General features: G+C 73.6%; 25 protein-coding genes. 12 read left to right on the top strand and 13 right to left on the bottom strand.

Translation table 11 applies throughout. The annotated features are described in order from the left end of the window. The gene (locus tag CLT75_RS19430; protein ID WP_013288368.1) at positions 1-576 is read right to left on the bottom strand and encodes a TetR/AcrR family transcriptional regulator; all 576 of its coding nucleotides are present in this window, start codon (positions 574-576) and stop codon (positions 1-3) included. A gap of 119 nt (positions 577-695) precedes the next feature. On the opposite strand from CLT75_RS19430, the gene CLT75_RS19425 reads away from it, so the two are divergent. Beyond that, on the top strand, positions 696-2,285 hold the full coding sequence (locus CLT75_RS19425) for an MDR family MFS transporter (RefSeq protein WP_135241893.1): 1,590 nt from the start codon (positions 696-698) through the stop codon (positions 2,283-2,285). A gap of 120 nt (positions 2,286-2,405) precedes the next feature. Here CLT75_RS19425 and CLT75_RS19420 read toward each other — a convergent pair whose 3' ends face one another. Next, entirely contained in the window at positions 2,406-4,007 is a 1,602-nt protein-coding gene (locus tag CLT75_RS19420; protein WP_135241892.1) for a tetratricopeptide repeat protein, read from the bottom strand. A gap of 187 nt (positions 4,008-4,194) precedes the next feature. Here CLT75_RS19420 and CLT75_RS19415 point away from each other — a divergent pair, with 187 nt between their 5' ends. Together CLT75_RS19415 and CLT75_RS19410 are read left to right on the top strand one after the other, a co-directional pair. Beyond that, positions 4,195-5,223 carry an SIS domain-containing protein gene (locus tag CLT75_RS19415; RefSeq protein WP_030275110.1) on the top strand — a complete coding sequence of 343 codons (1,029 nt, stop codon included), beginning with the start codon at positions 4,195-4,197 and terminating at the stop codon, positions 5,221-5,223. A 25-nt stretch (positions 5,224-5,248) separates the two neighbouring features. After that, positions 5,249-6,841, top strand: coding sequence for a PAS domain-containing sensor histidine kinase (locus tag CLT75_RS19410; protein WP_135241891.1), 1,593 nt, complete (start codon positions 5,249-5,251; stop codon positions 6,839-6,841). Here the strand turns inward: CLT75_RS19410 and CLT75_RS19405 are convergent. Beyond that, on the bottom strand, positions 6,816-8,675 hold the full coding sequence (locus CLT75_RS19405; RefSeq protein ID WP_135241890.1) for a glycosyltransferase family 39 protein: 1,860 nt from the start codon (positions 8,673-8,675) through the stop codon (positions 6,816-6,818). The genes CLT75_RS19410 and CLT75_RS19405 overlap by 26 nt on opposite strands. A gap of 469 nt (positions 8,676-9,144) precedes the next feature. On the opposite strand from CLT75_RS19405, the gene CLT75_RS19400 reads away from it, so the two are divergent. From CLT75_RS19400 to CLT75_RS19390, 4 genes are read left to right on the top strand one after another with little or no spacing between them, the layout of a single operon-like run. Continuing rightward, positions 9,145-10,854 (top strand): nitrite/sulfite reductase, encoded by a 1,710-nt coding sequence (locus tag CLT75_RS19400; RefSeq protein ID WP_135241889.1) that lies wholly within the window; start codon positions 9,145-9,147, stop codon positions 10,852-10,854. Beyond that, positions 10,851-11,009: a hypothetical protein gene (locus CLT75_RS32695; protein ID WP_013288361.1), complete on the top strand. Its 159-nt coding sequence runs from the start codon at positions 10,851-10,853 to the stop codon at positions 11,007-11,009. Before CLT75_RS19400 ends, CLT75_RS32695 begins: the two co-directional genes overlap by 4 nt. Then, positions 11,006-11,755: a phosphoadenylyl-sulfate reductase gene (locus CLT75_RS19395; protein WP_135241888.1), complete on the top strand. Its 750-nt coding sequence runs from the start codon at positions 11,006-11,008 to the stop codon at positions 11,753-11,755. The genes CLT75_RS32695 and CLT75_RS19395 overlap by 4 nt, the downstream gene beginning before the upstream one ends. Continuing rightward, positions 11,737-12,486 carry a CbiX/SirB N-terminal domain-containing protein gene (locus CLT75_RS19390; protein WP_209310353.1) on the top strand — a complete coding sequence of 250 codons (750 nt, stop codon included), beginning with the start codon at positions 11,737-11,739 and terminating at the stop codon, positions 12,484-12,486. Before CLT75_RS19395 ends, CLT75_RS19390 begins: the two co-directional genes overlap by 19 nt. 63 nt (positions 12,487-12,549) lie before the next feature. Here the strand turns inward: CLT75_RS19390 and CLT75_RS19385 are convergent, their stop codons facing one another. Both CLT75_RS19385 and CLT75_RS19380 read right to left on the bottom strand, forming a co-directional pair. Continuing rightward, positions 12,550-12,807, bottom strand: coding sequence for a WhiB family transcriptional regulator (locus tag CLT75_RS19385; RefSeq protein WP_135241887.1), 258 nt, complete (start codon positions 12,805-12,807; stop codon positions 12,550-12,552). 449 nt (positions 12,808-13,256) lie between these two features. Further along, on the bottom strand, positions 13,257-14,207 hold the full coding sequence (locus tag CLT75_RS19380) for a diacylglycerol/lipid kinase family protein (protein ID WP_135241886.1): 951 nt from the start codon (positions 14,205-14,207) through the stop codon (positions 13,257-13,259). Positions 14,208-14,250: 43 nt separating this feature from the next. On the opposite strand from CLT75_RS19380, the gene CLT75_RS19375 reads away from it, so the two are divergent. Next, positions 14,251-14,652 (top strand): hypothetical protein, encoded by a 402-nt coding sequence (locus tag CLT75_RS19375; protein ID WP_041784529.1) that lies wholly within the window; start codon positions 14,251-14,253, stop codon positions 14,650-14,652. A gap of 53 nt (positions 14,653-14,705) precedes the next feature. Here the strand turns inward: CLT75_RS19375 and CLT75_RS19370 are convergent, their stop codons facing one another. From CLT75_RS19370 to sodN, 3 genes are read right to left on the bottom strand one after another with little or no spacing between them, the layout of a single operon-like run. Next, on the bottom strand, positions 14,706-15,113 hold the full coding sequence (locus tag CLT75_RS19370) for an ATP-binding protein (RefSeq protein ID WP_013475278.1): 408 nt from the start codon (positions 15,111-15,113) through the stop codon (positions 14,706-14,708). 32 nt (positions 15,114-15,145) lie between these two features. After that, the gene (locus CLT75_RS19365; protein ID WP_135241885.1) at positions 15,146-15,670 is read right to left on the bottom strand and encodes a GNAT family N-acetyltransferase; all 525 of its coding nucleotides are present in this window, start codon (positions 15,668-15,670) and stop codon (positions 15,146-15,148) included. Further along, positions 15,667-16,071 (bottom strand): superoxide dismutase, Ni, encoded by a 405-nt coding sequence (sodN, locus tag CLT75_RS19360; RefSeq protein ID WP_135241884.1) that lies wholly within the window; start codon positions 16,069-16,071, stop codon positions 15,667-15,669. Before sodN ends, CLT75_RS19365 begins: the two co-directional genes overlap by 4 nt. 78 nt (positions 16,072-16,149) lie before the next feature. Here sodN and CLT75_RS19355 point away from each other — a divergent pair, with 78 nt between their 5' ends. The 3 genes from CLT75_RS19355 (at position 16,150) to CLT75_RS19345 (ending at position 18,860) form a co-directional block, all read left to right on the top strand. Then, a complete protein-coding gene (locus tag CLT75_RS19355; protein WP_135241883.1) occupies positions 16,150-16,488 on the top strand; it encodes a S26 family signal peptidase in 339 nt (112 codons plus the stop codon). Positions 16,489-16,645: 157 nt separating this feature from the next. After that, positions 16,646-17,821: an NAD(P)-dependent malic enzyme gene (locus CLT75_RS19350; protein ID WP_135241882.1), complete on the top strand. Its 1,176-nt coding sequence runs from the start codon at positions 16,646-16,648 to the stop codon at positions 17,819-17,821. Positions 17,822-17,897: 76 nt separating this feature from the next. Further along, positions 17,898-18,860: a zinc-binding dehydrogenase gene (locus CLT75_RS19345; protein ID WP_209310352.1), complete on the top strand. Its 963-nt coding sequence runs from the start codon at positions 17,898-17,900 to the stop codon at positions 18,858-18,860. Positions 18,861-18,864: 4 nt separating this feature from the next. On the opposite strand, the gene CLT75_RS19340 is transcribed toward CLT75_RS19345, so the two are convergent. From CLT75_RS19340 to CLT75_RS19330, 3 genes are all read right to left on the bottom strand, one after another. Beyond that, positions 18,865-19,830 carry an alpha/beta hydrolase gene (locus tag CLT75_RS19340; protein WP_135241880.1) on the bottom strand — a complete coding sequence of 322 codons (966 nt, stop codon included), beginning with the start codon at positions 19,828-19,830 and terminating at the stop codon, positions 18,865-18,867. A gap of 40 nt (positions 19,831-19,870) precedes the next feature. Beyond that, complete coding sequence (locus tag CLT75_RS19335; protein WP_486485220.1) at positions 19,871-20,404, bottom strand: nucleotidyltransferase domain-containing protein; 534 nt, start codon at positions 20,402-20,404, stop codon at positions 19,871-19,873. Between the two features lie 165 nt (positions 20,405-20,569). Next, complete coding sequence (locus CLT75_RS19330; protein ID WP_135241878.1) at positions 20,570-21,568, bottom strand: alpha/beta hydrolase family protein; 999 nt, start codon at positions 21,566-21,568, stop codon at positions 20,570-20,572. A 181-nt stretch (positions 21,569-21,749) separates the two neighbouring features. Between CLT75_RS19330 and CLT75_RS32690 the strand changes: the two genes are divergently transcribed. After that, the gene (locus CLT75_RS32690; protein WP_167796933.1) at positions 21,750-21,923 is read left to right on the top strand and encodes a hypothetical protein; all 174 of its coding nucleotides are present in this window, start codon (positions 21,750-21,752) and stop codon (positions 21,921-21,923) included. 86 nt (positions 21,924-22,009) lie between these two features. Here the strand turns inward: CLT75_RS32690 and CLT75_RS19325 are convergent, their stop codons facing one another. Then, on the bottom strand, positions 22,010-23,122 hold the full coding sequence (locus CLT75_RS19325; RefSeq protein WP_135241877.1) for an acetate kinase: 1,113 nt from the start codon (positions 23,120-23,122) through the stop codon (positions 22,010-22,012). After that, positions 23,119-25,194, bottom strand: coding sequence for a phosphate acetyltransferase (gene pta, locus CLT75_RS19320; RefSeq protein WP_135241876.1), 2,076 nt, complete (start codon positions 25,192-25,194; stop codon positions 23,119-23,121). Before pta ends, CLT75_RS19325 begins: the two co-directional genes overlap by 4 nt. Positions 25,195-25,256 lie beyond the last annotated feature (62 nt).

Here is a 25,256-nt window from a genome sequence, read left to right as displayed (position 1 = left end):
TCAGCCCTGACCGGTCTCGCCGATCTTGGCGAGCAGCTCGTCGGCCACCTGGAGCGCGATCCGCTTGCGCTCGTCGTCGGTGATGCCCGGCACGCGTACCGCGAACCAACTGCTGTGCACGGCGAACAGCGTGAGCGCGGCCCGGAGCTGGGCGGCGGGTGAGTCGTCGCCCCGGCACAGCTCGTGCGCCAGCCGCATCATCCGGTCCCGCATCTGCTGGCCGGCGACCAGGCTCTTGAGCACCGTCTGGTTCTGCTCGAAGAAGCGCATCACCTGGGGCAGGTCGCCGGCGAACATGCTGTCGGCGTACCTGCCGATCAGGGCGCGCCGGGTCGCCAGCGTGGGCGGCTGGTCGGCGGCCCAGGCGATCAGCTCGTCCATCCGGCGCAGCCGGTCGTCGACCAGGCTGGTGACGATCTCGTCCTTGCTCTTGAAGTGGTAGTAGAGCGCCGCCTTGGTCACGCCGAGCCGCTCGGCGATCTCCCGCAGCGACGTCTTCTCGTAGCCCTGTTCGGTGAAGAGTTCCAAGGCGACGGCCTGGATCCGCTCCCGCGTGCCACCTGTGGTCTCCCTCACCGGCCGACATCCTTCCAATCCGCTTGACGTGCGCCCGCCACCAGCTTACCGTCCGGCTAGTAAGCAAACTAGCCGGGCGGCAAGTAAGTCGATCATCCGATCTGCGGGGGAGCCTACCGATGAGTCAACCAGCCCAGGTGACCACGAGACCCAATGTCCGGGTCGTCCTGTTCGGTCTGATGATCGCGATGATGCTCGCGATGCTCGACAACATGATCGTCAGCACCGCGCTGCCGCGGATCGTCTTCGAGTTCGGCGGCGCCGACCACTTCACCTGGGTGGTCACCGCGTACGTGCTGGGCACTACCGTCTCCACGCCGATCTGGGGCAAGCTCGGCGACCTGTACGGCCGCAAGACGGTCTTCCTCACCGCTGTGGTGGTGTTCCTGGTCGGCTCCGCGCTCTGCGGCATGGCCGGCTCCGGCGTCTTCGGCGGCGCCGACACCGGCATGACCGAGCTGATCGCGTTCCGGGCCGTCCAGGGCCTCGGCGCGGGCGGCCTGATGGTCGGCGTCATGGCGATCATCGGTGACCTGGTCCCGCCCCGCGAGCGGGGCCGCTACCAGGGCATGATCGCCGGCATCATGGCCATCGCCATGGTCGCCGGCCCGCTCGTCGGCGGTTTCATCACCGACAACCTCTCCTGGCGCTGGGCGTTCTACGTCAACCTGCCGCTGGGCGGCGCGGCGCTGCTGGTCCTCGCCACCACCATGCACCTGCCGAAGTACCGCACCGAGCACAAGATCGACTGGCTGGGCGCGGCGCTGCTGTCCGTCGGCATCACCGCGATCGTGCTGGTGACCACGTGGGGCGGCAACGAGTACGACTGGATCTCGCCGCAGATCCTCGGCCTCGCCGTGCTGGCGGCGCTCGCGCTCGGCGCGTTCGCGGTGGTGGAGCGGCGCGTGCCGGAACCGATCCTGCCGCTGAGCCTGTTCGCCAACCGCAACTTCGCGCTGATCTCGGTGATCGGGTTCCTGCTCGGCTTCGCCATGTTCGGCGCGATGAACTTCCTGCCGCTCTACCAGCAGACCGTGCAGGGGGCGTCGGCCACGAACAGCGGCCTGCTGCTGCTCCCGCTGATGTTCGGCATGCTCGTGGTGTCGCTCGTGGTCGGCCGGACCATCACCAAGACCGGCCGCTACCGCGTCTTCCCGATCGTCGGCGGCGTGGTGATGGTCGCCGGGATGGGCCTGCTCAGCCTGCTGGACGTGGACACCAGCAAGGCGCAGTCCTCGCTCTACATGATCGTGCTCGGCGTCGGCATGGGCTTCCTCATGCAGACCTCGATGCTGATCGCGCAGAACAGCGTGGAACAGAAGGACCTCGGCGCGGCCAGCGGCGCGGCCACCTTCTTCCGGTCCATCGGCGGCTCGTTCGGCGTATCCCTCTTCGGCGCGATCTTCGCCAACCGCCTGGCCGACTCGGCCGCCGGTTCCGCGTTCGCGGGCTCGGGCGGCGAAGGCGGCGCGATGGACCTGGAGGCGCTCAAGAAGCTCACCGGCCCGATGCGCGAGGCGGTGCTCGGCGGCCTGTCCGACGCCATCTCGCACGTCTTCTTCTGGGCCGTCGTCTTCACGGTGGCCGTACCGGTGCTCGCCTGGTTCATCAAGGAGGTGCCGCTGCGCGCGACGAACGACGTACCGCCGGCCGGTGCCACACCGGAGGACGAGGCCGAGGCCGCGCTCGGCAGGGCCCCCGTCGCCTGACGCACCGTCGCGGCCCCGCCGCTCGCCAGCTCGGGGAAGTGGCGGGGTCGAGGGCGAGTTGATCGCGCCACTTCGGCGAGCTGGTGAGGGGCGGGCCGGATCGGGACGGACCGCCTGCGCTCAGCCGCGGCGCAACAGGGCGGTGAGGCGTCGCCAGAGACGCCGCAGCGGACCGCCCTCGGCGCCGGCGATCAGCCGCCCGGCGGTGGCGCGTGCCGCCGGGTCGAGGGCCGGGGTGGCCTGCGCCAGGTACGCCAGCGACACCGCCACCGGGGTACGCCGGATCGGTCCGGCCGCCACCTCGGCGATCCGCCCGGACACCAGCGCGGCCACATCGGCGCGCGTGTCCGGGTGCACCCAGGCGGCGGTGACCAGGGCGAACAGTGCCGCCTCGGCGGCCGGGCCGAGATCACCGGCGGCCAGTTCCCCCAGCACCCGACGCCGGGTCGAGCGCTCCCACGGCTCGTCGGTGCGGTGGTGCAGCAGGCCGAGGCAGGCCCAGACCTGCGCGCAGCGCGTCCACAGTGCCGGATCCTGCCCGCCGAGCACCCGGCCCAGCGCCGTGGCCGGCGCCTCCGGCGGGTGTGTCAGCAGGGCGAGCAGGTCGGCGAGGTCCAGTGTGGCCAGCCCGACCGCGGCGTCGTACGCGGCCGGCGGATGCGCCCACGCCGGGTGCGCGAGCTGCTGGAGCCGCCGTACCGCCGCCGCCGAGGGAGCGGGACCGTCGGGGGGCGGGGCGTCGTCACCCGCCGGGGTCACCTGCCCGAGCCAGGGGCGGCCCCGGCAGCACTCGGCGAGGTCACCGTGCTCGTGCGTGTCGTCCGGGTGGTCGCGGACGAAGTCGGCGAGCGCCACCAGGTGGTCCACGTCGCCGTCGCGCAGGTAGCGCAGCCGGTGCGCGGTGTGCACCGCGCAGTCGAACGCGGGATCCTTCGCCAGCGCCCTGTCGATCCAGCCCAGCGCGGCGTCGAGCCGGCCGTTGTCGGCCAGCGTGCCGGCGATGTCCGCGTAGACAGCGAGGTCGTCGGGGTCGAGCGCGACAGCGCGTTCCAGTGCGGCGAGCGCCTCGGCGGTCCGGCCGGCGCTGCGGTACGCGTACCCGAGCCACACCTCGCCGAGTTTGGTGGGCTGTGCGCGTACCCCCCGGGTGGCCCAGGTGACGGCGAGGGTGACCTCGCCGAGGCGCCGGGCCAGCGCGGACGCCGCGCCCAGCAGCAGCGGATGGGCCGGATGGACGGTGATCGCGTGGCGGGCCAGCGTGAGGTACGGCGCGAGCGGCTCGCGCAGCCGGCGCGGCGCGGGGTCCGGCGCCGCCGCGCAGACCTGCATGAGGATCCGCGCGGTGCGCTCGGGGTCGAGGCGTTCCGGCAGGTCGGCGGCGGTCACCCAGGGCACGGCGGCCCAGGGCGCGGCGGGCGCGTAGCCGGTGGCGGCGGCGAGCAGGTCGAGCCCTTCGGCGGGGCGGCCGGCGGCGGCGAGGAGGTGCGCGCGGGCCACCACGGCGCCGACGAACGCCTGCTGACCGAGCGGGAAGAGGTCCAGGTCGCCGCCGCTGGCCGCGTTCAGCCGGGCGAGCGTCTCGTGCGCCTCGGGCAGCGTGGGGGAGCGGACCAGCGCGGCGGCCACGTGGTCGGCGGCGTGCCGCAGGTCCCCCTCGCCCAGCGCCAGCCGGGCCAGTGCGAGTTCCTCCTCCGCGGAGAGCGCGGCGTCGTCCTCGGGCACGTCGTCCTCTCGCCGGTCGGGTCGGTCGTCAGCCGGGCAAGCCTAGGGGATCTTCCGTCAATTAGTGATCCACTGCGCACTTCTGCTCGTTGCGTTGATTGGATCTGCTCAAACGTGCAAGACTGAGCATCGAACGCGCGGGAAACGCGCAGAAGGAGGTTCTGGAGTGACGCGAGCAGGGGCCGGAATGGCCGCCGACATCGACGAGCAGCCGGCCGGTTACGAGCGTCTGCTCTCCACCGAGCACGCGGCGGCCATCGCCGAGGTGGCGGCCGTCGTCGCCGAACGGCGCCCCCGGCACGTCGTCTTCACCGCCCGGGGCACCTCCGACCACGCCGCGCTCTACGCGGCCTACCTGACCGAGATCCGCCTCGGGCTGCCCGCCGGGCTGGCCTCCCCGAGCGCGATCACCGTCTTCGGCGCCCGGCCCGACCTCTCCGACGCGCTCGTCGTCGGTGTCAGCCAGAGCGGCGGCTCGCCCGACCTGGCCGAGGTGCTGCGGGTCGCCCGCGCCTCCGGCGCGCTCACCCTCGCGGTCACCAACAACCCCGGCTCGCCGCTGGTGGAGACCGCCGAGCTGAGCGTCGACATCGCCGCCGGCCACGAGCGCGCGGTCGCCGCCACCAAGACCTACACCGCCGAGCTGCTCGCGCTGCTCATGCTGATCGAGGGCGTACGCGCCGGCGACGGCGTGCTGCCCGCCGAGGAGCACGCCGCACTGAGCCGCCTGCCCGAGCTGGCCGCGCAGACGCTCGCCGACGACACCCCGGCCCGGCTGGCCCCGCGCTACCGGTTCGCCGCCCAGCTCGTCACCACCGGTCGCGGGTACGCGTACCCGACCGCGCGGGAGGCGGCGCTGAAGCTGATGGAGACCTCGTACCTCCCGGCGCTCGCCTTCTCCGGCGCCGACCTGCTGCACGGCCCGCTCGCCATGACCGACCCGGACGTCCCGGTGCTCGCCGTGGTCGGCTCCGGCCCCGGCGGTACGTCCATGCGCGAGGTGCTGCCCCGCCTCGGCGAACGCCGCGCCGACGTGGTCGTGGTCGGCTCCGCCGAGGTCGGCGAGACCCGGATGGCGGTGCCCGAGGTCGACGAGCGGTACGCGCCGCTGCTCGACATCCTGCCGCTGCAACGGCTCGCGCTGTCCCTGGCGCTGGCCCGGGGCGAGGACCCGGACGCGCCGCGCGGCTTGAAGAAGGTCACGGCGACGATGTGAGGTCCGGCGTGGCACGCTGTGGGGCGTGTCCACCCTCCGTGACCTCGCCGAGGAGCACACCGCGCTCCGCCCGGCCGACATCGACCACCTGCACCGGATCGCCGGCGACTGGCAGCTGCTGTCCGACCTGTCCTTCGCCGACCTGCTGCTCTGGGTACCGGTGGACGGTGACGGCACGTTCCTCTGCGTGGCCCAGGTCCGTCCCACCACCGCCCCGACCGCCTACCTGGACGACCAGGTCGGGCGCATCGTCGGCGGGGCCGAGGTGGCCCACCTGGAGGTGGCCCACCGGCAGGGACGGATCTGGCGCGAGGGCGACCCGGTCTGGTACGGCGACGTCCCGGCCCGCCACGAGGCGATCCCGGTCCGGCTGCGCACCGGCGACGGTGAAGCCGGCGAGGTGATCGCCGTGGTGGGCCGGGACACCAACCTGTCCACCGCGCGTACCCCGAGCCAGCTCGAACTGAACTACCTGACCACCGCCGACGACCTCGCCCAGATGATCGCCGACGGCACGTTCCCGCCGCCCCGGCACCCCGGCGAGACCACCTCGGCACCCCGGGTCGGCGACGGCCTGGTGCGGCTCGACGCCAACGGCAAGGTCACCTACGCCAGCCCGAACGCGCAGTCCGCGTACCGCCGCCTCGGCTACGCCTCCCACCTCGTCGGCGAGGACCTGGCCAAGCTGCACCGCCGGCTCGCCGGCGACCCCCTCGAAGGCACCGACGCGGGCAACGCCGTACTCGCCGCGCTGCGCGGCGAGGCACCACCCCGCCGGGAGATCGACGCCCGCGGCGCCACCATGCTCACCCGGGCGCTGCCGCTGATGCCCGCCGGAGTGCCGATCGGCGCGCTGGTGCTGGTCCGCGACATCACCGAGGTACGCCGCCGCGACCGCGCCCTGATCACCAAGGACGCCACCATCCGGGAGATCCACCACCGGGTGAAGAACAACCTCCAGACCGTCGCCGCGCTGCTGCGCCTCCAGGCCCGGCGGGTCGCCATGCCCGAGGCGCGGGTGGCGCTCGAGGAATCGGTACGCCGGGTCGCCTCGATCGCGCTCGTCCACGAGACGCTCTCCCTGTCCAGCGACGAGGCGGTCGAGTTCGACGGCATCGTGGACCGGGTCGCCAGCGCCGCCACCGAGGTCGCCGCCACCGAGGTGAGCGTGGGCATGCGCCGCCGCGGCACCTTCGGCATCCTGCCCGCCGAGATCGCCACCTCGCTGGTGATGGTGCTCAACGAGCTGCTGCTCAACGCCGTGGAACACGGCTTCCCGCCGGCCGACGAGGAGGCCGCTGCCCCCTTGCCTGCGGACGTGCCCCGGCCCGAGGCCGTGGTCTCCGCGCCCCGGCCCGAGGTGGTGGTCTCCGCGCACCGGGCTCGCAAGCAGCTGCACGTCACTGTCACCGACAACGGCCGAGGGCTGCCCGAGCAGTTCGACGCCGAGCGCGGCGGCAACCTGGGCCTCCAGATCGTCCGGGCGCTGGTCACCGGCGAGCTGCGCGGCACCATCGACCTGCGTAATTGCGCCGACGGCGGCACCGAGGCGGCGATCGTCGTACCGCTGGCCCGCGGCACCACCGACCGCCTCACCGGACGAGCAGGGCCACCGTGATCCCCGGCCGTGGCCACACCCGCCGCACCGTGTAGCCCGCGCGCAGCGCGTCGCCCTTCGCACCAGGCACCGCCGCCAGCGGGTCGGCGCGGCGGCCGGTGACCACCAGCCACACCCGGTCCACCCCGGCCAGGCACCGTGCCGGGTCGTCGCACTCCACGGCCCAGAGGCTCGCGTCCTGACGCTGGTCGCGGACCACGAGCACGTCGCGCGGCAGCCTCGGCCCCAGGTGGTACGCCATGCCGAGATCCGGGAACAGCCACCCGTCCCGGGGCGAGTAGACGATCGCGTCGCCGGGCCGCTGCTCGGCGCCGATGATCCGAGCGGCGCCCGCGTAGTCCACTGGTGCGCTGCGCGGCCACTCGTGGGTACGGCGCAGGGCCGCCTGGTCGGGCAGGCCGAGCAGCCCGGCCAGGACCACCACCGCGATTCCCGCCGCGAGCCGTCCGCGCGGCGACGTCGGTCCTTGCTCTGCTTCCGTGGGCGCGGCAGTGCGGTCGGCCGTGGCGGGTGTCGCCGTGCGCTCTGGTTCGGCGGGCGTTGCTGTGCCCGGCGTTCTGGTCGGTGCGGGAGTGACCCGCGCGGCAGCCGGCGCGGCGCCGGCCAGTACGCAGGCGAACGGCACGGTGAAGACGAGGTAGCGGGTCACCCACAGCGGCACCATCGTCCCGGCGGCGAAGACCAGCACCACGGGCAGCAGCACGGCGGCGGCCGGCAGCAGCGCCCGGCGACCCAGCCGGGCCGCGCCGAGCGCCGCGAGCGCGAGCACGAACCCGCCGACGACGCCGCTCTGCGCCAGCGCGCCCGGCAACGCCGCCAGGTCGGGCAGGCGCGCCTGGTCCACCCAGTCGAGTTGCCGTCCGCGCTGCCCCCGGGCGACCAGCGCCAGCGGGGTGACGAGCACGACGACCGGCACCAGCGCCAGCAGCCACCCGGCCAGCACCCGTCGGCCGGGCGCCGACGTCTCCCGAGCCTCGCCGGTCACGTCCTGCGGTTCCGCTTCCGGCGCGTCCGTGCCGTGCTCCCTGCTCCCGGGATGCGGTGACACCCGTGGCGTTCCACCGGCGCTCGATCTCGTGGCCGGGTGGAACGCCACGGGTGTCTGCGGGGCGCCGTGACACCCGTGGCGTTCCACCGGCGCTCGATCTCCTGGCTGGGTGGAACGTCGTGGGTGTCTGCGGCGTGGCCGGCTCGCGTCGGGCATCTCGGCTCGGAACTGGCCGGGCGGATCGACGACCGCCGCGGGGCCACGTGCGGCGGTCAGCAGCACCACCACGGCGTGCGCGGCGAGCAGCGTGAGCGCGAGCAGGTGGAGCAGGCCGAGCGCGGCGACCGCTGCGGCGTACCCCGCCCAGCGCCACCGTCCCGGCCGGCGCAACGCCTCGACCAGCAGCAGCGTGGCCAGCACGGCGAGCAGCGTCGCCAGGGCGTACGGGCGGGCCTCCTGGCCGTACCGCGAGGTGACCGGCAGGACCGCGAACAGCAGTCCGGCCAGCAGCCCGGCGCGACGGCCGACGAGCACCGCGCCGAGGCGGGCGGTGAGCGCGGCCGCCACGGTCATCGCGAGCGCGGAGGGCAGCCGCAGCGCGGTCGGCGACGTGCCGGCCAGCGCGGTCCAGCCGTGCATGAGCAGGTAGTACGGCCCGGTGGCGGCGTCGATCGTGCGGGTCATCCGGGCCAGGTCGGAGAGCGGGCGGGTGGCCGCGCTCCAGGTGGCCAGCTCGTCCCGCCACGGCTGGGCGTGCCCGATGCCCGCCAGCGTCACCACGAGCGTGAGCAGTCCGGGTACCACCCACACCACCGGACCCGACCGGCCGCGGGCAGACGCGGGCACGAACCTCCTCACCCCCGCAGCGTCACACGCCCACTCCCGCCCACCCGCCCGCTCCACCGAAACCCACCCACCCGGCCCCGCCCGGCCCCGCCCGGGCCCTGTTGATCATGAGGTTGACGGCATCCACCGTCCCCTTTGTCCCCGTCAACTTCATGATCAGCGGAGGGGGTGCGGGCGGGGTGGGCCCGTGATGTGGGATCACAGTGCGGAGCTGTGGTCGTGCGGGGCGTGGTGTGGCAGCATGAGGCACATGACCGCCGCTGTCGTCCGCCGCTTCGTGGCTCGTCGCCACGTCGATTACGGCCGCGTGCGCAGCGCGATCTGTCCGGCCCACTGACGACGCCCGACCTTTCCGTCTCGGGCGCGTACTCGCGCCGGCCGTCATCGACATCGCCGTCCACGGCCCTCTCCAGGGCCGGCCGCCGCGTCCGCGCTCCAGGCACCGCAGCAGACCATGGAGGACGCCGCGATGGCGGTCAGCAGCACCCCGACCCGTCCCGACACCCCGGCGCCTGCCGCCCGTGCGCTCCGCCGGCCACGCGGCGAGGGGCAGTGGGCGCTCGGACACCGTGAGCCGCTCAACCCCAACGAGCGGATCAAGAAGGACGACGACCCGCTCAACGTGCGGGACCGGATCGAGAACATCTACGCCCACCGCGGTTTCGCCTCGATCGACGCGCAGGACCTGCGCGGCCGTTTCCGCTGGTGGGGCCTCTACACCCAGCGCAAGGCCGGCATCGACGGCGGGCGTACCGCAGTGCTGGAGCCGCACGAGCTGGAGGACGAGTTCTTCATGCTTCGGGTCCGGGTGGACGGCGGCCAGCTCAACCTGGCCCAGCTCCGCGTGATCGCGGACATCTCCCGCGAGTTCGCCCGGGACACCGCCGACATCACCGACCGGCAGAACATCCAGTACCACTGGATCCGGGTCGAGGACATGCCGGAGATCTGGCGCCGGCTGGAGGCGGTCGGCCTGCAGACCACGGAGGCGTGCGGCGACTGCCCCCGGATCGTGCTGGGCAGCCCGGTCGCCGGGGTGGCCCGCGACGAGGTGCTCGACCCGACGCCGGCGATCGACGAGATCGTCCGCCGGTACGTCGGCGACAAGGCGTACTCCAACCTGCCCCGCAAGTTCAAGACCTCGATCTCCTGGCTGGTCGACACGCCGTACGAGGCGAACGACATCGCGTTCCTCGGCGTGGAGCACCCGGAGCACGGGCCCGGGTTCGACGTGTGGGTCGGCGGCGGGCTCTCCACCAACCCGATGCTCGCCAAGCGGCTCGGCGTCTGGGTGCCGCTGAACGAGGTACCGGACGTGTGGGCCGGTGTGGTCGGCATCTTCCGCGACTACGGCTACCGCCGCCTGCGCAACCGGGCCCGGCTGAAGTTCCTGGTCGCCGACTGGGGCGTGGAGCGCTTCCGGGAGGTGCTGGAGAAGGAATACCTTGGCCGCACGCTGCTCGACGGTCCGGCCGCCGACCTGCCGGCGAAGCCGGTCGACCACATCGGCGTGCACGCCCAGCGCGACGGCGCGAACTACGTGGGCGCGGCCCCGGTGGTGGGCCGGGTGTCCGGCACCCAGCTGGCGCAGCTCGCCGACGTGGTCGAGGCGCACGGCAGCGACCGGGTGCGGCTCACCCCGTACCAGAAGCTGCTCGTGCTGGACGTGGCGCCGGAGCGGACCGAGGAGCTGGTCACGGCGCTGCGCGGGATCGGCCTGGAGGCCCGGCCGTCGGCGTGGCGGCGCGGCACGATGGCCTGCACCGGCATCGAGTTCTGCAAGCTCGCGATCGTGGAGACCAAGCGGCGCGGCGAGGAGCTGGTCGCGCGCCTGGAGGAGCGGCTGCGCGACTTCGACGCGGACATCTCCATCCACCTCAACGGCTGCCCGAACGCCTGCGCCCGCACCCAGGTCGCCGACATCGGGCTCAAGGGCCAGCTCGTGGTCGGCCCGGACGGCCGGCAGGTCGAGGGGTTCCAGGTGCACCTCGGCGGCGGCCTCGGCATGGCGCAGGGGCAGACCGCCGGCTTCGGCCGCAAGCTGCGCGGTCTGAAGACCACCGCCGAGGAGCTTCCGGAGTACGTGGAACGGCTCGCCCGCCGCTACCTGGCCGGCCGGACCGAGGGTGAGACGTTCGCCAACTGGGTGATCAGAGCCGACGAGGAGGAGCTCCGATGAGCGACGCCAGATCTGCGCCTCTCTACTGCCCGTACTGCGGGGAGGAGGACCTGCGACCGCACGAGGCCGGGCACGGCGCCTGGGAGTGCCACGCCTGCGCGCGGGTCTTCGCGGTGAAGTTCACCGGCCTGCTGAGCCGGGCGGTGACCCGGTGAGCGGCCTCATCTCGGCCGCCGGCCTCGGCCTCATCGGCGCGGCCGAGCCGGCCCGCCGCGACCCGGAGGAGCTGCGCGCGCTGGCCGAGGAGGCCGGCCGGGAGCTGGCCGACGCACCGGCGATCGAGATCGCCCGGTGGGCGGTGGAGACGTTCGGCGAGCGGTTCTGCGTGACCAGCTCGATGGCCGACGGCGTGGTGGCGCACCTGGTCTCCCGTGTCGCGCCCGGCGTCGACGTGGTGTTCCTGGACACCGGGCTGCACTTCCCGGAGACGCTGCGGGTCCGCGACGAGGTGGCCCGGCGGATGCCGGTGCGGGTGCGCTCGATCCGGCCGCGGATGACTGTGGGGCAGCAGGACGGCCAGTACGGTCCGCGCCTGTTCAACAGGTCCCCTGACGACTGCTGCCAGCTGCGCAAGGTGGAGCCGCTGGAGCGGGCGCTGTCCGGGTACGACGCCTGGGCCGCCGGGCTGCGCCGGGACGAGTCGCCGACCCGGGCGAACACGCCGGTGGTGGGCTTCGACGCGCGGCGCGGCAAGGTCAAGGTGAACCCGATCGCGGCGTGGACGCAGCGGGAGGTGGACGCCTACGTGGCCCGGTACGACATCCCGGTCAACGAGCTGTTCGCCCGTGGCTACGGCTCGATCGGCTGCTGGCCGTGCACCCGGCGGACGAAGGCGGGGGAGGACCCGCGCGCCGGGCGCTGGGCGATGTTCGAGAAGACCGAGTGCGGCCTGCACACCTGAGCGCCGGGCCGCCGGTGGTGCTGGTGGCCCACGGCAGCCGTGACCCGCGCGCGGCGGAGGCGACCCGGGCGCTGGCCCGGGCCGTGGCGGACACCCGCCCCGGTCGTCCGGTGCTGCCGAGCTGGCTCGACCACACCGATCCCGGGCCGGTCGAGGTGCTGCGCGGGCTGGCCGACGCCGGTCACTCCCGGGCGGTCCTGGTGCCGCTGCTGCTGACCGCCGCGTACCACCGGAAGGTGGACATCCCGGCGGCGGTCGCGGCGGCCGGCGCGGACATCGAGGTACGGGTGACCGACGTGCTGGGGCCGACCGGCGGCGGGGTGGACGGCGGGCTGCTGGACGGGCTGCGCCGCCGCCTGGCGGAGGCGACCGGCGACGGGCCGGGCGGGCTGGACGCGGTGGTGCTGGCGGCGGCCGGTACCCGGGATCCGGCGGCGCGGGCCTCGGTGGGCCGGGTCGCCGCGGCGTTCGGCGCCGGGCTGGGAGTGCCCTGCCGCGTCTCGTACGCCTCGGCGGCGCCCCCGGAGGTCGGCGGTGCGGTGACGCGGCTGCGCGCGGCGGGCGCCCACCGGGTCGCGGTGGCCGCCTACTTCCTGGCGCCGGGCCGGTTCCACGACGGGGTACGCGCGTCGGCCCGGTCGGCGGGCGCGGTCGCCGTGGCGGATCCCCTGACCGACCTGCCGGAGCTGGCCGACCTGGTCCGGCGGCGGGTGGCGGCGGTGGCGGGCTGACCCGGTCCGGGACAGCAGAACGCCCCGGCCGGAATCCCGGCCGGGGCGATCAGCGTGTACGGGTCAGGCGGAGTGAGCGCGCAGCGCCCGGAGGCCGCCGCGGCGCTTCACCGCGCGACGCTCCTCTTCGCTCATCCCACCCCAGACGCCGGCGTCCTGACCGGACTCCAGCGCCCACTGCAGGCACTGGTCGGTCACGGGGCAGCGCCGGCAGACGGCCTTCGCCTGCTCCACCTGAAGGAGGGCCGGGCCGGACGTCCCGATCGGGAAGAACAGCTCCGGGTCCTCGTCGCGGCAGACCGAATCGTGGCGCCAGTCCATGGCGGCAACACTCCTCATTCTTAGTGGGTGGCCAGATAACGCTTCGTTGTTGCTATTTCTATATGCGTCCGCATTGCCGAATGGTGACGGTCAGCATCCATCAATTCGGCGCAGCGTGAGCAGGCTGTGGGGTGCCCGGACCTGCTGGAACAGCTCAACCGAACGAGCATATCCAGGCAATGTCCCGGCAACACGAGTTCGCTTGTGAATACTTTCACGAACTACAGCGATGTCAAGGGTGACGCTCGGAAAAACTCCGAACAGTGAGCGGGCTCACCACCCATTTGTCCGGGTTTGCCAGAGCCCTGGTTACCCGGCGTGCCACAGTCGATAATCAATGTAGTACGGTCTGCGTGACGTTGCTGACATTTCCGGCACCCTTCCTCGGCGTGGCGGCCACCGCGCCCGCGCGGCGGGGGTCCGCGTCAACCGACTGGGATACCCGAGACCTAGCAGATTACTCTCAGTGCGGCCGGTACGGATGTGAATCGGACTTTCTCCCGCTCGCCGAGGTAGTCCCCGTCCAGCTGGAACGGCAACGGGCGCTCCGAGACCAGCGTGAACTCCGCCACGTCGTGCAGCCGCAGCACCTGTTTGCCGTGCGGATCCGGTCGCTTCGAGAAGAACTGCACCGCCGTACGGGCCGTGCTGGCGACCCGCAGCCGCCGCAACGCGAGCACGTCGAGCCCCAGGTCGAACGACGCCTCCGGGTTCGGGTTGATCTCCCGGTCGCCCAGGTACGTCCACGGCGCGGTGTTCTGGATGATCGCGGTGGCCAGTTCCGTCGCGGGCGCCTCACCCGGGCGCTCCAGCGTGATCGACGGGTGACGGCGGTCCGAGCCGACGAAGTACTGACCCGCGGTGGAGCGGAAGTAGAGCGCCGGAGTGGAGACGCGTCCCTTCTTGCGGGCCTGCTCCACCCGGCGGATGACCGCCGCGTCCAGCCCGAAGCCGGCGCAGAACGTGAAGTAGCGGTCGTCGGCCCGGCCCAGCCCGATCGTGCGGGACCGGCCCAGCCGCAGCCCCTCCAGGATCATGCTGGTGCCGTCCGGCCACTCCCGGGGCAGCCCGAGCGCGCGGGCGAACACGTTCGTCGAACCGCCCGGCACGGTGGCCAGCGCGGGCAGCCGCTCGGCCGAGGTCTGTCCGGTACGGAACGTCGGCGGCTCCGCCGCCATCAGGCCGTTCACCACCTCGTTGACGGTGCCGTCGCCGCCGAGCGTGACGACCAGGTCGACGCCCTCCTGGGCGGCCTCCCGGGCCAGGTCCATGGCGTGGCCCCGCCGGCGGGTGTACCGCACCGACAGGTCGACTTCACTGCGCAACGCCCGGACCAGCACGTCCCGGCTGCGCTCGCTGGTGGTGGTGGCCTTCGGATTGACCACCAGGACGGCCCGCATGGGCGGCACTGTACCGCGACTACCCACCGGTATCGTGGCGCCCGTGACGATCGACTCCGACCCGCTCCCCGGCACGCTGCGCGCCGCGGTGCTCCTGCTACGTGCCCAGGCGGTGGCGCTGGGGCTGATCGCGGTGTGGCTCATCTGGTCCGACCTCACCGCCGACACGACGGATCTGACCTCGGCGCTGCTGGTGACCGTCTTCGCGGTCGGGGGCGCGGTGGCGCTCTGGGCGCTCGGCGGCGCGCTGTCCCGCCGCCGTGCCGGTGCCCGCGCGCCGGCCATCGTGCTTCAGCTCATGCTGCTGCCGGTGGGCTGGTTCATGATCGAGGGCGGCATGGGCTGGCTCGGGGTGCCGCTGATGGCGCTCGGGATCGGCATGGTCGGGTTGCTGGTGAGCGGGCCGACCAACCGCGCACTGGGTTTCGGCGAGCCGGCCGGCTGAGCGTCTGGAAGCCGCCCGGCCTGGACGCCGCCGGCCCCGTGGCCGCGCGTCGGTCAGTAGACGCCGGCGCGGCGGGTCAGCAGCGAGATGGTGGCCCGGCCGCCGGACGCGTGGGCGTTCGCCCCGGTGGTCAGCGCGGTCAGCACCTTCCAGGCGAACGACGACTCGGACGGCAGCGTGGCGCCCCGGACCGTCGGCACCGTCACCTCGACGGTGAGGGCGTCGTCGGTCACCGCGAACCGGCACTCCAGCTCGGCGTCGCGGGTGGCGATGGCGAGCAGCATGGCGCACGCCTCGTCGACGGCGATGCGCAGATCCTCGATCTCGTCGAGGGCGAACTGGAGCCGGGCCGCGAGGCCGGCCGTGGCGGTGCGGAGCACGCCGAGGTAACCACCGTCGGCGGGCACGGTGAGGTGGACGACATCGTCGTCCGTCGTCGGGTGCCCGGTCAGTTGAGTCACGGCTCCTCCCCCCGGTGCGGGACTCTACCCGGTCAGCGGGCGGGCCGCGTGGGCACGGCCGTCGCGTGCGTGGCTAGCTCGTGCAACGCGGGCCCGGCCAGGCGGTACGGCGTCCACTCGTCCATCGGCGTGGCACCGATCGCGGCGTAGAAGCGGGCCGCCGGGTTCCAGTGGATCATCCACCACTCCAGGCGCTGGTAGCCGCGCTCGACGCAGATCGCGGCCAGCGTGGCGAGCAGCATCCGGCCCGCGCCGGTGCCCCGGGCGTCCGGGCGGACGTAGAGGTCCTCCAGGTAGATGCCGTGCACGCCGGCCCAGGTGGAGAAGTTGAGGAACCAGAGCGCGAAGCCGACCGGCTGGTCCGACGCGTCGACGGCGACGTGGCCGTACAGCGCCGGGGACGGGCCGAACAGCGCCGCGTCGAGCTGTGCCGTGGTGAGGTGGCACTGCTCGGGCGCGCGCTCGTACTCGGCGAGTTCGTGCACCATGGCGACGACGGCCGGTACGTCCTCGGGACGTACCGGCCGGATCGTCGGAGTGCCGTCGGGCGACGTCACGCCTGCTTGGTCTCCCAGAAGATCTTCGAGATCTCGTCGATCTTCGCCAGCAGCTCGTCGGCCTTGGCCGGGTCGGTGCCGCCCTTGGCGCCGGCCGCGCCGGCCAGCTTGGTGGCCTCGTTGAACAGCTGGTGCAGGTGCGGGTACTTCTCGAAGTGCTGCGGCTTGAAGTAGTCGGTCCAGAGCACCCACAGGTGGTGCTTGACCAGCTCGGCCCGCTGCTCCTTGATCAGGATGGCGCGGGTGCGGAACTCCGGGTCGGTGTTGGCCTGGTACTTCTCGCAGATCATTTTGACCGACTCGGCCTCGATCCGGGCCTGGGCCGGGTCGTATACGCCGCAGGGCAGGTCGCAGTGAGCGCTGGCCGTCACCCGGGGCGTGAGGATGCGGGGAAGGCGCATCAGGGTCCTCCATGGGTTGTTTGCGATGATCCAAGACGACATTACTCCTGGAGACGCCTTCCGGGGCTGGGAGGTGACATGGCGCCCACCGGTGAATCTCCGGCCCTGCGCGGCCCGCTGGTGCCGGTGCTGGTGACCGGCCCGTCCATGGCCCCGACGCTGCGTCACGGCGACGCCGTGCTGGTCCGCACGAAAGGCCGGCCGGTGCGCGCCGGTGACGTCGTCGTCGCGGTGTTCCGCAGCCGTCCCGACCTGCTCGTCGTCAAGCGGGCGGTGGAACCGCGCGACGGCGGATGGTGGTTGCGCGGCGACAACGAGTTCGTCGCCGACGACTCCCGGGCGTACGGGGTGGCCGACGTCCGCGGCCGGGTGGTGGCCCGCTGGTGGCCGCGTCCGGGCCGGGTCAGGGGTCGGTAACGACCGGAGCGGATATGACCCCGCTCACATACTGGGTGCCGAAGCGTGACTATGCTCGAAAAGTGCCCGGGTGACCCCCGCACCGCCGCGCCGCCGGTCGCTGACCACCGCTGACCACGCCGGCCGGTCCGTCTGCTCGACAGATTCTGGAGTCACCATGTCTTCGTCCACCCCGGACCCCGCCGATCCCGTCTTCCGCCTGCACGTCGGCGGCAAGATGGCAGTCGCCTCCACCGTGCCGCTGACCAGCCGCGAGGACCTCTCCCTCGCGTACACCCCGGGGGTTGCCCGGGTGTGTGAGGCGATCGCCGCCGACCCCGCGCTCGCCGACACCTACACCTGGGTGTCGCACACCGTCGCCGTGGTCACCGACGGTTCCGCCGTACTCGGTCTGGGCAACATCGGCCCGCGCGCCGCGCTGCCCGTGATGGAGGGCAAGGCGGTGCTGTTCAAGCAGTTCGCCGGCGTGGACGCGGTGCCGGTCTGCCTGGACACCCAGGACGTGGACGAGATCGTGGCGACGGTCAAGGCGCTCGCGCCCTCGTTCGGCGGGATCAACCTGGAGGACATCAGCGCCCCGCGCTGCTTCGAGGTGGAGCGCCGGCTCGACGAGGCGCTGGACATCCCGGTCTTCCACGACGACCAGCACGGCACCGCGATCGTGGTGCTCGCCGCGCTGCGCAACGCCGCGGCGCTGCTCAACCGCAAGCTCGGTGACCTGCGGGTGGCGGTCAGCGGCGCGGGTGCGGCCGGGGTGGCGGTCACCAAGATGCTGATCGCCGGCGGCGTCGACCCGGACCGGGTGGTGGTGTGCGACTCGCGCGGCATCATCGGCCGGCACCGCGAGCTGACCGGCACCAAGGCCGAGTTGGCCGAGCTCACCAACGCCGAGGGCCGGCAGGGCGACATCACCGAGGCGCTGCGCGACGCGGACGTGCTCGTGGGCGTCTCCGGCGGCCAGATCCCGGAGGCGGCGGTGGCCGGCATGGCCCCCGGCGGCATCGTGTTCGCGCTCGCCAACCCCACCCCGGAGGTGCACCCCGAGGTGGCCGCCCGGCACGTGGCGGTGGTCGCCACCGGGCGCAGCGACTACCCGAACCAGATCAACAACGTGCTCGCGTTCCCCGGTGTGTTCCGGGGCGCGCTGGACGCCGGGGCCACCCGGATCACCGACTCGATGAAGGTGGCCGCCGCCGACGCCATCGCCGGTGTGGTCGCCGAGTCGCTCACCGCCGACGCGATCGTGCCGTCGCCGCTGGACCCGCGCGTCGCGCCGGCGGTGGCCGCGGCGGTCGCCGAAGCCGCCCGCCGCGATGGCGTCGCCCGCCGCTGAGATGTAAGGAAGGGGCCCTTCCTGACGCCTCCGGTAGAGGAAGGGCCCCTTCTTAACTCCTGCTCAGCTTGTTACCGTGCCGATCATGCGTGCTGCCTATGCCTCGGCCTTCGACGCCGACAACCCGCTCGCCGCGCTCGCCGTCGGCGACCGTCCCGAGCCGACCCACCCGCAGGACGACTGGGTCACCGTGCAGGTCCGGGCCAGCTCGCTCAACCACCACGACCTCTGGTCGCTGCGCGGCGTGGGCCTGACCGCCGGCCAGCTCCCGATGATCCTCGGCTGCGACGCGGTCGGCACCGACCCGGACGGCAACGAGGTGGTCATCTACCCGGTCGTGCCCACCCCCGGGGACCCGCGCGGGGTCTCCATCCTCTCCGAGCACTACCAGGGCACGTTCGCCGAGCGTGTCGCCGTACCCCGGATGAACCTGCTGCCGCTGCCCGACGGCCTGTCGGCGACCGACGCGGCGTGCCTGCCCACGGCCTGGCTCACCGCGTGGCGGATGCTGACCACCAAGGGCCGGGTCGCCGACGGCGAGTCGGTTCTGGTCCAGGGCGCCGGCGGTGGCGTGGCCACCGCGGCCGTCGCACTCGGCGTCGCGCTCGGCAAGCGGGTGTACGCGACCAGCCGCGACGCCGGCAAGCGGGAGCGGATCGCCGAGCTGGGCGCGACCGCGCTGGAACCCGGCGCGCGGCTGCCGGAACGGGTCGACGTGGTGATCGAGACGGTCGGCGCGGCGACCTTCGACCACTCGCTGAAGTCGGCCGCCCCGACGGCCCGGATCGTGGTCTCGGGCGCCACCTCCGGGCACGAGCCGAAGATCAACCTGCGCCGGGTCTTCGCCATGCAGCTGGAGATCCTCGGCACCTCGATGGGCACCCCGGACGAGCTGACCGAGCTGCTCGCGTTCTGCGCCGAGCACGAGGTGCGCCCGGTGGTCGACCGGGTGGTGCCGTTCAGCCGGATCTCCGAGGCGTTCGACCGGCTGCACTCCGGCGACGTCTTCGGCAAGGTGGTCGTCGACCACACCGCCTGACGTCTCAGAGGCGGTCGTCCAGGGTGGCCAGGCCACCCCGGGCGGCGTCGGCGGGGAGGCGCTTCTTCGCCGCCGGATCGCCGTAGAGCGTCCAGCGGAGGAACTCGACTGTGGTGTCGGCGACCACGCCCAGCGCCTTGCCGTCGCCGAGCAGCGCCCGGCCGTGGTCGCCCTTGGGCAGGCTGAGCATCGCCTTCGGCCACGGCACCGCGTCGTACACGGCCTTGCCCGCCGCGTACGACACCACCTCGTCGGCCTCGCCGTGCACGAACAACTGCGGCGCGGCGGCGCCGGCGAACGCGGTACCCACACCGAGCGCGGTGCCGGCGAAGACGATGCCCGCGTCCAGCCGCTCGTCCCGGCCCGCGGTGAACAGCCCGATAGTGGTCACGCCACCGGCGCTGTGCCCGGTCGCGGCCACCCGCTCCGGGTCCAGCCGGCCGCGCAGCGGATCGCCCGCCTTCTCACCGAGCGCGAGCACTCGGGTCAGCACGTACGACACGTCGGCCGGCTGGTTGAGCACGTCCAGCGGGTTGCCGTCGGTGCCCCGGGAGGTGTGCGGGAAACGCGGCGCGGCGACCACGAACCCGGCCGCCGCCCAGCGGGTCAGCAGCGCCTGGTAGTCCTCCGGCCGGGCACTGAGCCCGTGGCTGAACAGCACCACCGGGAACCGCCCGTCCGCCGCCGGGGCGGAACGCTCGGCCGCGCCACCGGCCGCGCCGGCCGCCGGGTACCAGAGCGTCACCGGCAACGGCCGGTCGCCGTCGCGGTTCAGCTTCACCTGGCGTACGCCGACAGCGAAGCTCTCCGTGGGAGCCTTGCCGGCGGGTACGCGCGGCGCCGGCGTGGCACTGGTCGGTGGGGTGTCGGGAGCGGGCCGCCCGGCCGGGGCGGTGGGCTGCTCCGAGCATCCGGCGAGGGCGGCGCCGAGCACGGCGGCGGTGAGCAGGGCGACGGGACGACGGCGCATGAACTCGATTGTGCCTCGCGATCGCGGCGGCCAGGCCCGGTCAGCGCGCCGGGTGACCACCCGCTGACGCCCGGAGACGGGCCAGGTCGCCGGCGTCCTTGGGCCGGCGCGGACGTTCCGGCATCCAGACCGGGAACATCTCCTTGAACTCGATCTGCGCGGCGACGCTGATCACCGGCGCCGCGAGCGTGCCGATCCGGCCGGGAGGCCCGGCCAGCATGCCCTCCGGCAGGGCGGTGCCCGCCCACGGTCCGGCGCCGACGACCACCCGGCCGTCCGCGTCCCGATCGAGGTACGCGAAGCTCAGCTCGACGTCGTCGCGCGACAGGTCGAGCTGCGTCGCGGCGGGCATCCGGGGGTCGGGGCGCCAGCCGAGCGCGCCGAGCCGGTCGGCCAGCGTTGCGGCGTCGCGCCGCCAGCAGTACCAGTCGACGTCGACGTGCGGACGGGTCACCTCGCCGAGGTGGAAGTCCATCGCCCAGCCGCCACGCAGCCACACGTCGATCCCGCACGCGCCGGCGACATCGACGACCTCCCGGATCGCCCCCAGTTGCCGACCCGCTACTTCGTCCACCCCGCGCACGCTACCCACCCCACCCAGACCTCGCCGCCCCCCCCAGACCCCCGCCGCCCCGCCCAGACCCCGTCGATCATGAAGTCGGCGGCGACAAACCGGACAGCGAACGCCGTCAACTTCATGATCGACGGGACAAAGGGGGAGGGTGGGCGGCGGGACGCGTCAGGTGGGGAGGGCGCGGGTGGTGAAGGTGGTGGTGTCCGGCGCGGTCGCGTCGGAGGGGAGGCGGTGCAGGGCGGCGCGGTCGGCGTAGAGCGTCCAGCGCAGGAAGTCGGTGGTGGTGTCGAGCACCTGGGGGAAGCCGGGTCGTCCCGGCGTCAGGTACTCGCCGTGGCCCTGACCGGTGAGGCTCAGGAAGGCGGCCGGCCCGAGACAGCGGGCGTACGCGGCCCGGCCGATCGACTCCGGCACGATCCGGTCGGCGCTCCCGTGCACGAACAGCATCGGCGCGAGCGGCCGGGAGGGGCCGGCGACCATGCGGCCACCGGCGATCACGATTCCGGCGCGCAGCGGGGACGACTGCCCGGAGGCGAACATGCCGAGCGTGGTGTGCCCGCCGGCCGAGTGCCCGGCGGCGGCGAACCGGTCCACCGCCAGGTGTGCCCCGAGCGGGTCCCCGGGGCGGGCGCCCAGCCGGACCAGGTGGCGGATCAGCCGCCAGGCGTCGGCGGGCTGGTTGCGGACGTCCTCGCGGGTGAACGGGCGGGCGCGCTGGTTCGTCCGCGGGTAGGCGGGCGCGACGACCACGAACCCGGCGGCGGCCCAGCGGCTGGTCAGGGTCGCGTGCAGCGCGGGCAGGCTGCGTAGTCCGTGGCTGTAGAGGACCACCGGGAACCGTCCGGCGGCGAACGGGGCTCCCGGCCGGACGCGCGGTCCACGCGCCGGACCGGGGCTCGCCGGTACGGCACGGGCGGACCCGGAGGGGGTGGCGGAAGCAGACGTGGGCGGGCCGGGCGACGACCGGGCGGCCGGGTACCAGACGGTGACCGGCAGTGGGCGCCTGCCGTCCGGGTCGAGCGTGAACTGCCGCATGCCCACCGCGTACGAGCGTTCCGGCGCCGGTCCGACGCCTGCCGGGACCGGGTCGGACGTGGCCACGGCCGGGCCGCAACCGGCCAGCAGCGCCGTCATCAGCGCGGCGACCAGCCGCTGCCCCCTCACACCTGCACGGTAGGCAGCCGAGCGGTCGGTCCGCGCCCGCCGTCCGGGCCGGTCGGCGCCGCCACCCGGGCGGCTCCCGCCTCCACCGGGTGGCCGGGTTTGCCCGATCCCGCCGACCGGATCCGCAGGTGGCGGCCCGGCGGGGCGGACCGGTTCGGCAGGCTTCGCTAGGGTCAGCCGCATGGCTGAGAACTACACCGACCCGAGTGGCAACACCGCGCAGTTCCGCGCATTCGTCGATTCTCCCGAGCAGGCCGCGTCGTCGGCGGCACCGTCCCGCCTGCCGCTGATCGCCGGTGGGGCCGTCGCCGCCGTCGTGGTGGTCGCCCTGATCGCCTGGATCGCCCTGGGCTGACCGGGCGGCCCCGCGCTGATCCGGCCAGGCCCGACCGTGCCCGGCCGCGCCCGGCCGCACGGAGGGCCGGGCGGAGGGCCGGGCCGTCAGACGCCGAGCACCTCACGGGTCTCGCGGGCGATCTCCCGCTCCTCGTCGGTGCCGACCACCAGCACCGCCACCCCCGCGCCGTCGGGGGAGACGAGCCGGTCGCCGTGGCCGTCGTTGCGCGACGGGTCGACGGCGACGCCCAGCCGCTCCAGCCCGGCCAGCGACGCCGCCCGGACCGGCGCGGCGTGCTCGCCGACCCCGGCGGTGAACGCGATCGCGTCGACCCGGCCGAGCAGCGCGTAGTACGCGCCGACGTAGCCGGTGATCCGCCGGCAGTAGACGTCGAACGCCAGCGTCGCGTCCGGGTCACCGGCGTCGCGGCGGGCCAGCACCTCGCGCATGTCGTTGACGCCGGTCAGCCCGAGCAGGCCGCTGCGGTGGTTGAGCAGGTCGTCGATGTCGTCCACGACCATGCCGCCCTCGCGGCGCAGGTGGAAGATGACTGTCGGGTCGAGGTCGCCGCTGCGGGTGCCCATCACCAGGCCCTCCAGCGGGGACATGCCCATCGAGGTGGCCACGCTGCGCCCACCCTGGACGGCGCACGCGCTCGCCCCGTTGCCCAGGTGCAGCGTGATGGTGTTGAGCCGGTCGTACGGGCGGTCGAGCAGGTCGGCGACGCGACGCGAGACGTACGCGTGCGAGGTGCCGTGGAAGCCGTACCGGCGGACGCCGTACCGCTCGGCGGTGGCCTTGTCGATCGCGTACGTGGCGGCGGCCTCGGGCAGCGTGTGGTGGAACGCGGTGTCGAAGACGGCCACCTGCGGGACGTCCGGCAGCGCCTCCCGGGCCACCCGGATGCCGGCGAGGTTGGCCGGGTTGTGCAGCGGCGCCAGCGGCACCAGGTCCTCGATCGCGGTGACGACCGCGTCGTCGATGCGTACCGGCGCGCTGAACTTCCGCCCGCCGTGCACCACCCGGTGGCCGACGCCGGACAGCCCGGTCAGGTCGAGCCGGCCGATGATCTCCCGGACCGCGCTCTCGTGGTCGGCCGGCCCGCCGCCGGGTTCGCCGATCCGCTCGACTGTGCCCTTGTCCAGGACGTCGTCGCCGTCGTACAGCCGGTACTTGACCGACGAGGACCCGCTGTTGAGGACCAGGATGCGGCTCATTCCGACGCCTCCGCGGCGGCCTGGATGGCGGTGATCGCCACCGTGTTGACGATGTCCGGCACTCCTGCGCCGCGGGACAGGTCGTTCACCGGCCGCCGCAGGCCCTGCATGACCGGCCCGACCGCCACCGCTCCGGCCGACCGCTGCACCGCCTTGTACGTGTTGTTGCCGGTGTTCAGGTCCGGGAAGATGAACACCGTGGCCCGCCCGGCGACCGGGCTGTCCGGCAGCTTGGTGGCCGCCACCTGCGGGTCGATCGCCGCGTCGTACTGGATCGGGCCCTCGACGAGCAGGTCCGGCCGGCGTTCCCGGACCAGCTTGGTCGCCGCCGCGACCTTCTCCACGTCGGCGCCCGCGCCGGAGCTGCCGGTGGAGTACGACAGCATCGCCACCCGCGGCTCGATGCCGAACCGGGCCGCCGTGTCGGCCGACGAGATGGCGATGTCGGCGAGCTGGTCGGCGTCCGGGTCGGGGTTGACGGCGCAGTCGCCGTACACCAGCACCCGGTCGGCGAGCAGCATGAAGAAGACGCTGGACGCGACGGAGACGCCGGGCACGGTCCGGATGATCTCGAAGGCCGGGCGGATGGTGGCGGCCGTGGTGTGGGTGGCGCCGGAGACCATGCCGTCGGCGTGACCGGTCTGCACCATCATCGTGCCGAAGTAGTTGGGCTGCGCCACGATGTCGTGCGCCAGCTCCACGGTGACGCCGCGGTGGGCGCGCAACTGCGCGTACGCCTGCGCGAACTCGTCCCGCCACGGGCTGGTCACCGGATCGACGACCTGGGCGTCACCGAGGTCGACGCCCAGTTCCCGGGTGCGCCGGGCGATCTCGTCCGGGCGGCCGAGCAGGGTGATCTCCGCGACGCCCCGGCGTAGCAGTACCTCGGTCGCGCGCAGGATCCGTTCGTCGGCGCCCTCGGGCAGCACCAGCCGGCGGCGGCGGGCGCGGGCCCTGTCGATCAGGTCGTTCTCGAACATCAGCGGAGTGACCCGCGCGGACCGGCTGACCCGCAGCCGGCGGGCCAGGTCGTCGGTGTCCACGCAGCGTTCGAACGCGCCGAGCGCGGCCTCGACCTTGCGCGGGTTGGCGGTGCTGGGGCGTCCCTCGATCCGGCTGGACGCGGACACCGTGTCGTAGCTGTCACTCGGCACCGACAGCACGGGGAGCCCGGTGTTCATCCGCTCGACCAGGCGCATGGCCCGCGGGTCGGGCTGCTCGCCGAGCGTGAGCACCAGCCCGGCCAGCGACACCTGCCCGGCCACGTGCGCGGCGCTGGCGGCGACCAGCAGGTCCGCCCGGTCGCCCGGGGTGATCACCAGCGCCCCGTCGGTGAGGTGGTCCAGCAGCGTCGGTACGTGCGCCGCGCCCACCACGTAGTCGAGCACGTCGCGGTCGAGCGCGGTCTCGTCTCCGGTGAGCACCGTGCCGCACAGCGCCGCGGCCACCTCGGCCACCGTCGGCGCCGACACGGTCGGCACCTCCGGGATCGCGTACGCGGGCACCGGCAGCTCGGGCAGCGTCATCGGCTCCGGCACGCGGTTGGCCAGCGCCGCGATCACCGTCGCGCCGAGGTCGACCAGATCGTGGTACGCGCCACGCAGCGCCGCCGCGATCGCGGCGGGCTCCTGCCCGAACCCGTCCACGACGGGCACCACGACGCTGCCGAACTCGGTCGCCAGCCGGGCGTTGAAGGCCAGCTCACGGGGGCCGGTGCCGTCGCCGTAGGCGAAGTCGCTGCCGACCACCACTATCGCCGGGCAGCGCCGTTCGACCTCGCGGTAGCGGGTGACGATCCGGGAGATCAGCTCCTCCCGGCGGCCGTCCGCGACGAGCGCGCTCGCCTCGGCGTACGTGGCGCCGTACAGCTCGTCGACCGGCAGGTCCATCCGGTAGCGCTCGGTGAGCAGGGCCAGGATCGGGTCGGCGCCGTCACCGGCGACGAGCGGCCGGAACGCGCCTATCCGTTCCACTTGTCGGGACAACAGCTCGGCCAGCCCGAGGGCCACCGTCGATTTTCCCCCGCCCGAACCAACGCCGGTCAGGTACACGCTGCGCGCCACGGCACCCAACCTACAAGATCGAGGTCGGTGCTGTCCGTTCTGCCTGGTCACACCGGCTGGCCAGAGGAGAA

The sequence above is a fragment of the Micromonospora sp. CNZ285 genome (assembly GCF_004637285.1).
Note: the sequence above shows the minus strand (reverse complement) of the source record. Positions and strands in the feature narration are given on the sequence as shown.

Coding starts and splice junctions, on each gene's coding strand:
- CLT75_RS19325 (WP_135241877.1), bottom strand. CDS start 23,122: ATGAGCCGCATCCTGGTCCTCAACAGCGGGTCCTCGTCGGTCAAGTAC.
- CLT75_RS19340 (WP_135241880.1), bottom strand. CDS start 19,830: ATGCGCCGTCGTCCCGTCGCCCTGCTCACCGCCGCCGTGCTCGGCGCC.
- CLT75_RS19400 (WP_135241889.1), top strand. CDS start 9,145: ATGGCGGTCAGCAGCACCCCGACCCGTCCCGACACCCCGGCGCCTGCC.
- CLT75_RS19350 (WP_135241882.1), top strand. CDS start 16,646: ATGTCTTCGTCCACCCCGGACCCCGCCGATCCCGTCTTCCGCCTGCAC.
- CLT75_RS32695 (WP_013288361.1), top strand. CDS start 10,851: ATGAGCGACGCCAGATCTGCGCCTCTCTACTGCCCGTACTGCGGGGAG.
- CLT75_RS19385 (WP_135241887.1), bottom strand. CDS start 12,807: ATGGACTGGCGCCACGATTCGGTCTGCCGCGACGAGGACCCGGAGCTG.
- CLT75_RS32690 (WP_167796933.1), top strand. CDS start 21,750: ATGGCTGAGAACTACACCGACCCGAGTGGCAACACCGCGCAGTTCCGC.
- CLT75_RS19355 (WP_135241883.1), top strand. CDS start 16,150: ATGGCGCCCACCGGTGAATCTCCGGCCCTGCGCGGCCCGCTGGTGCCG.
- CLT75_RS19425 (WP_135241893.1), top strand. CDS start 696: ATGAGTCAACCAGCCCAGGTGACCACGAGACCCAATGTCCGGGTCGTC.
- CLT75_RS19415 (WP_030275110.1), top strand. CDS start 4,195: ATGGCCGCCGACATCGACGAGCAGCCGGCCGGTTACGAGCGTCTGCTC.
- CLT75_RS19380 (WP_135241886.1), bottom strand. CDS start 14,207: ATGCGGGCCGTCCTGGTGGTCAATCCGAAGGCCACCACCACCAGCGAG.
- sodN (WP_135241884.1), bottom strand. CDS start 16,071: ATGCGCCTTCCCCGCATCCTCACGCCCCGGGTGACGGCCAGCGCTCAC.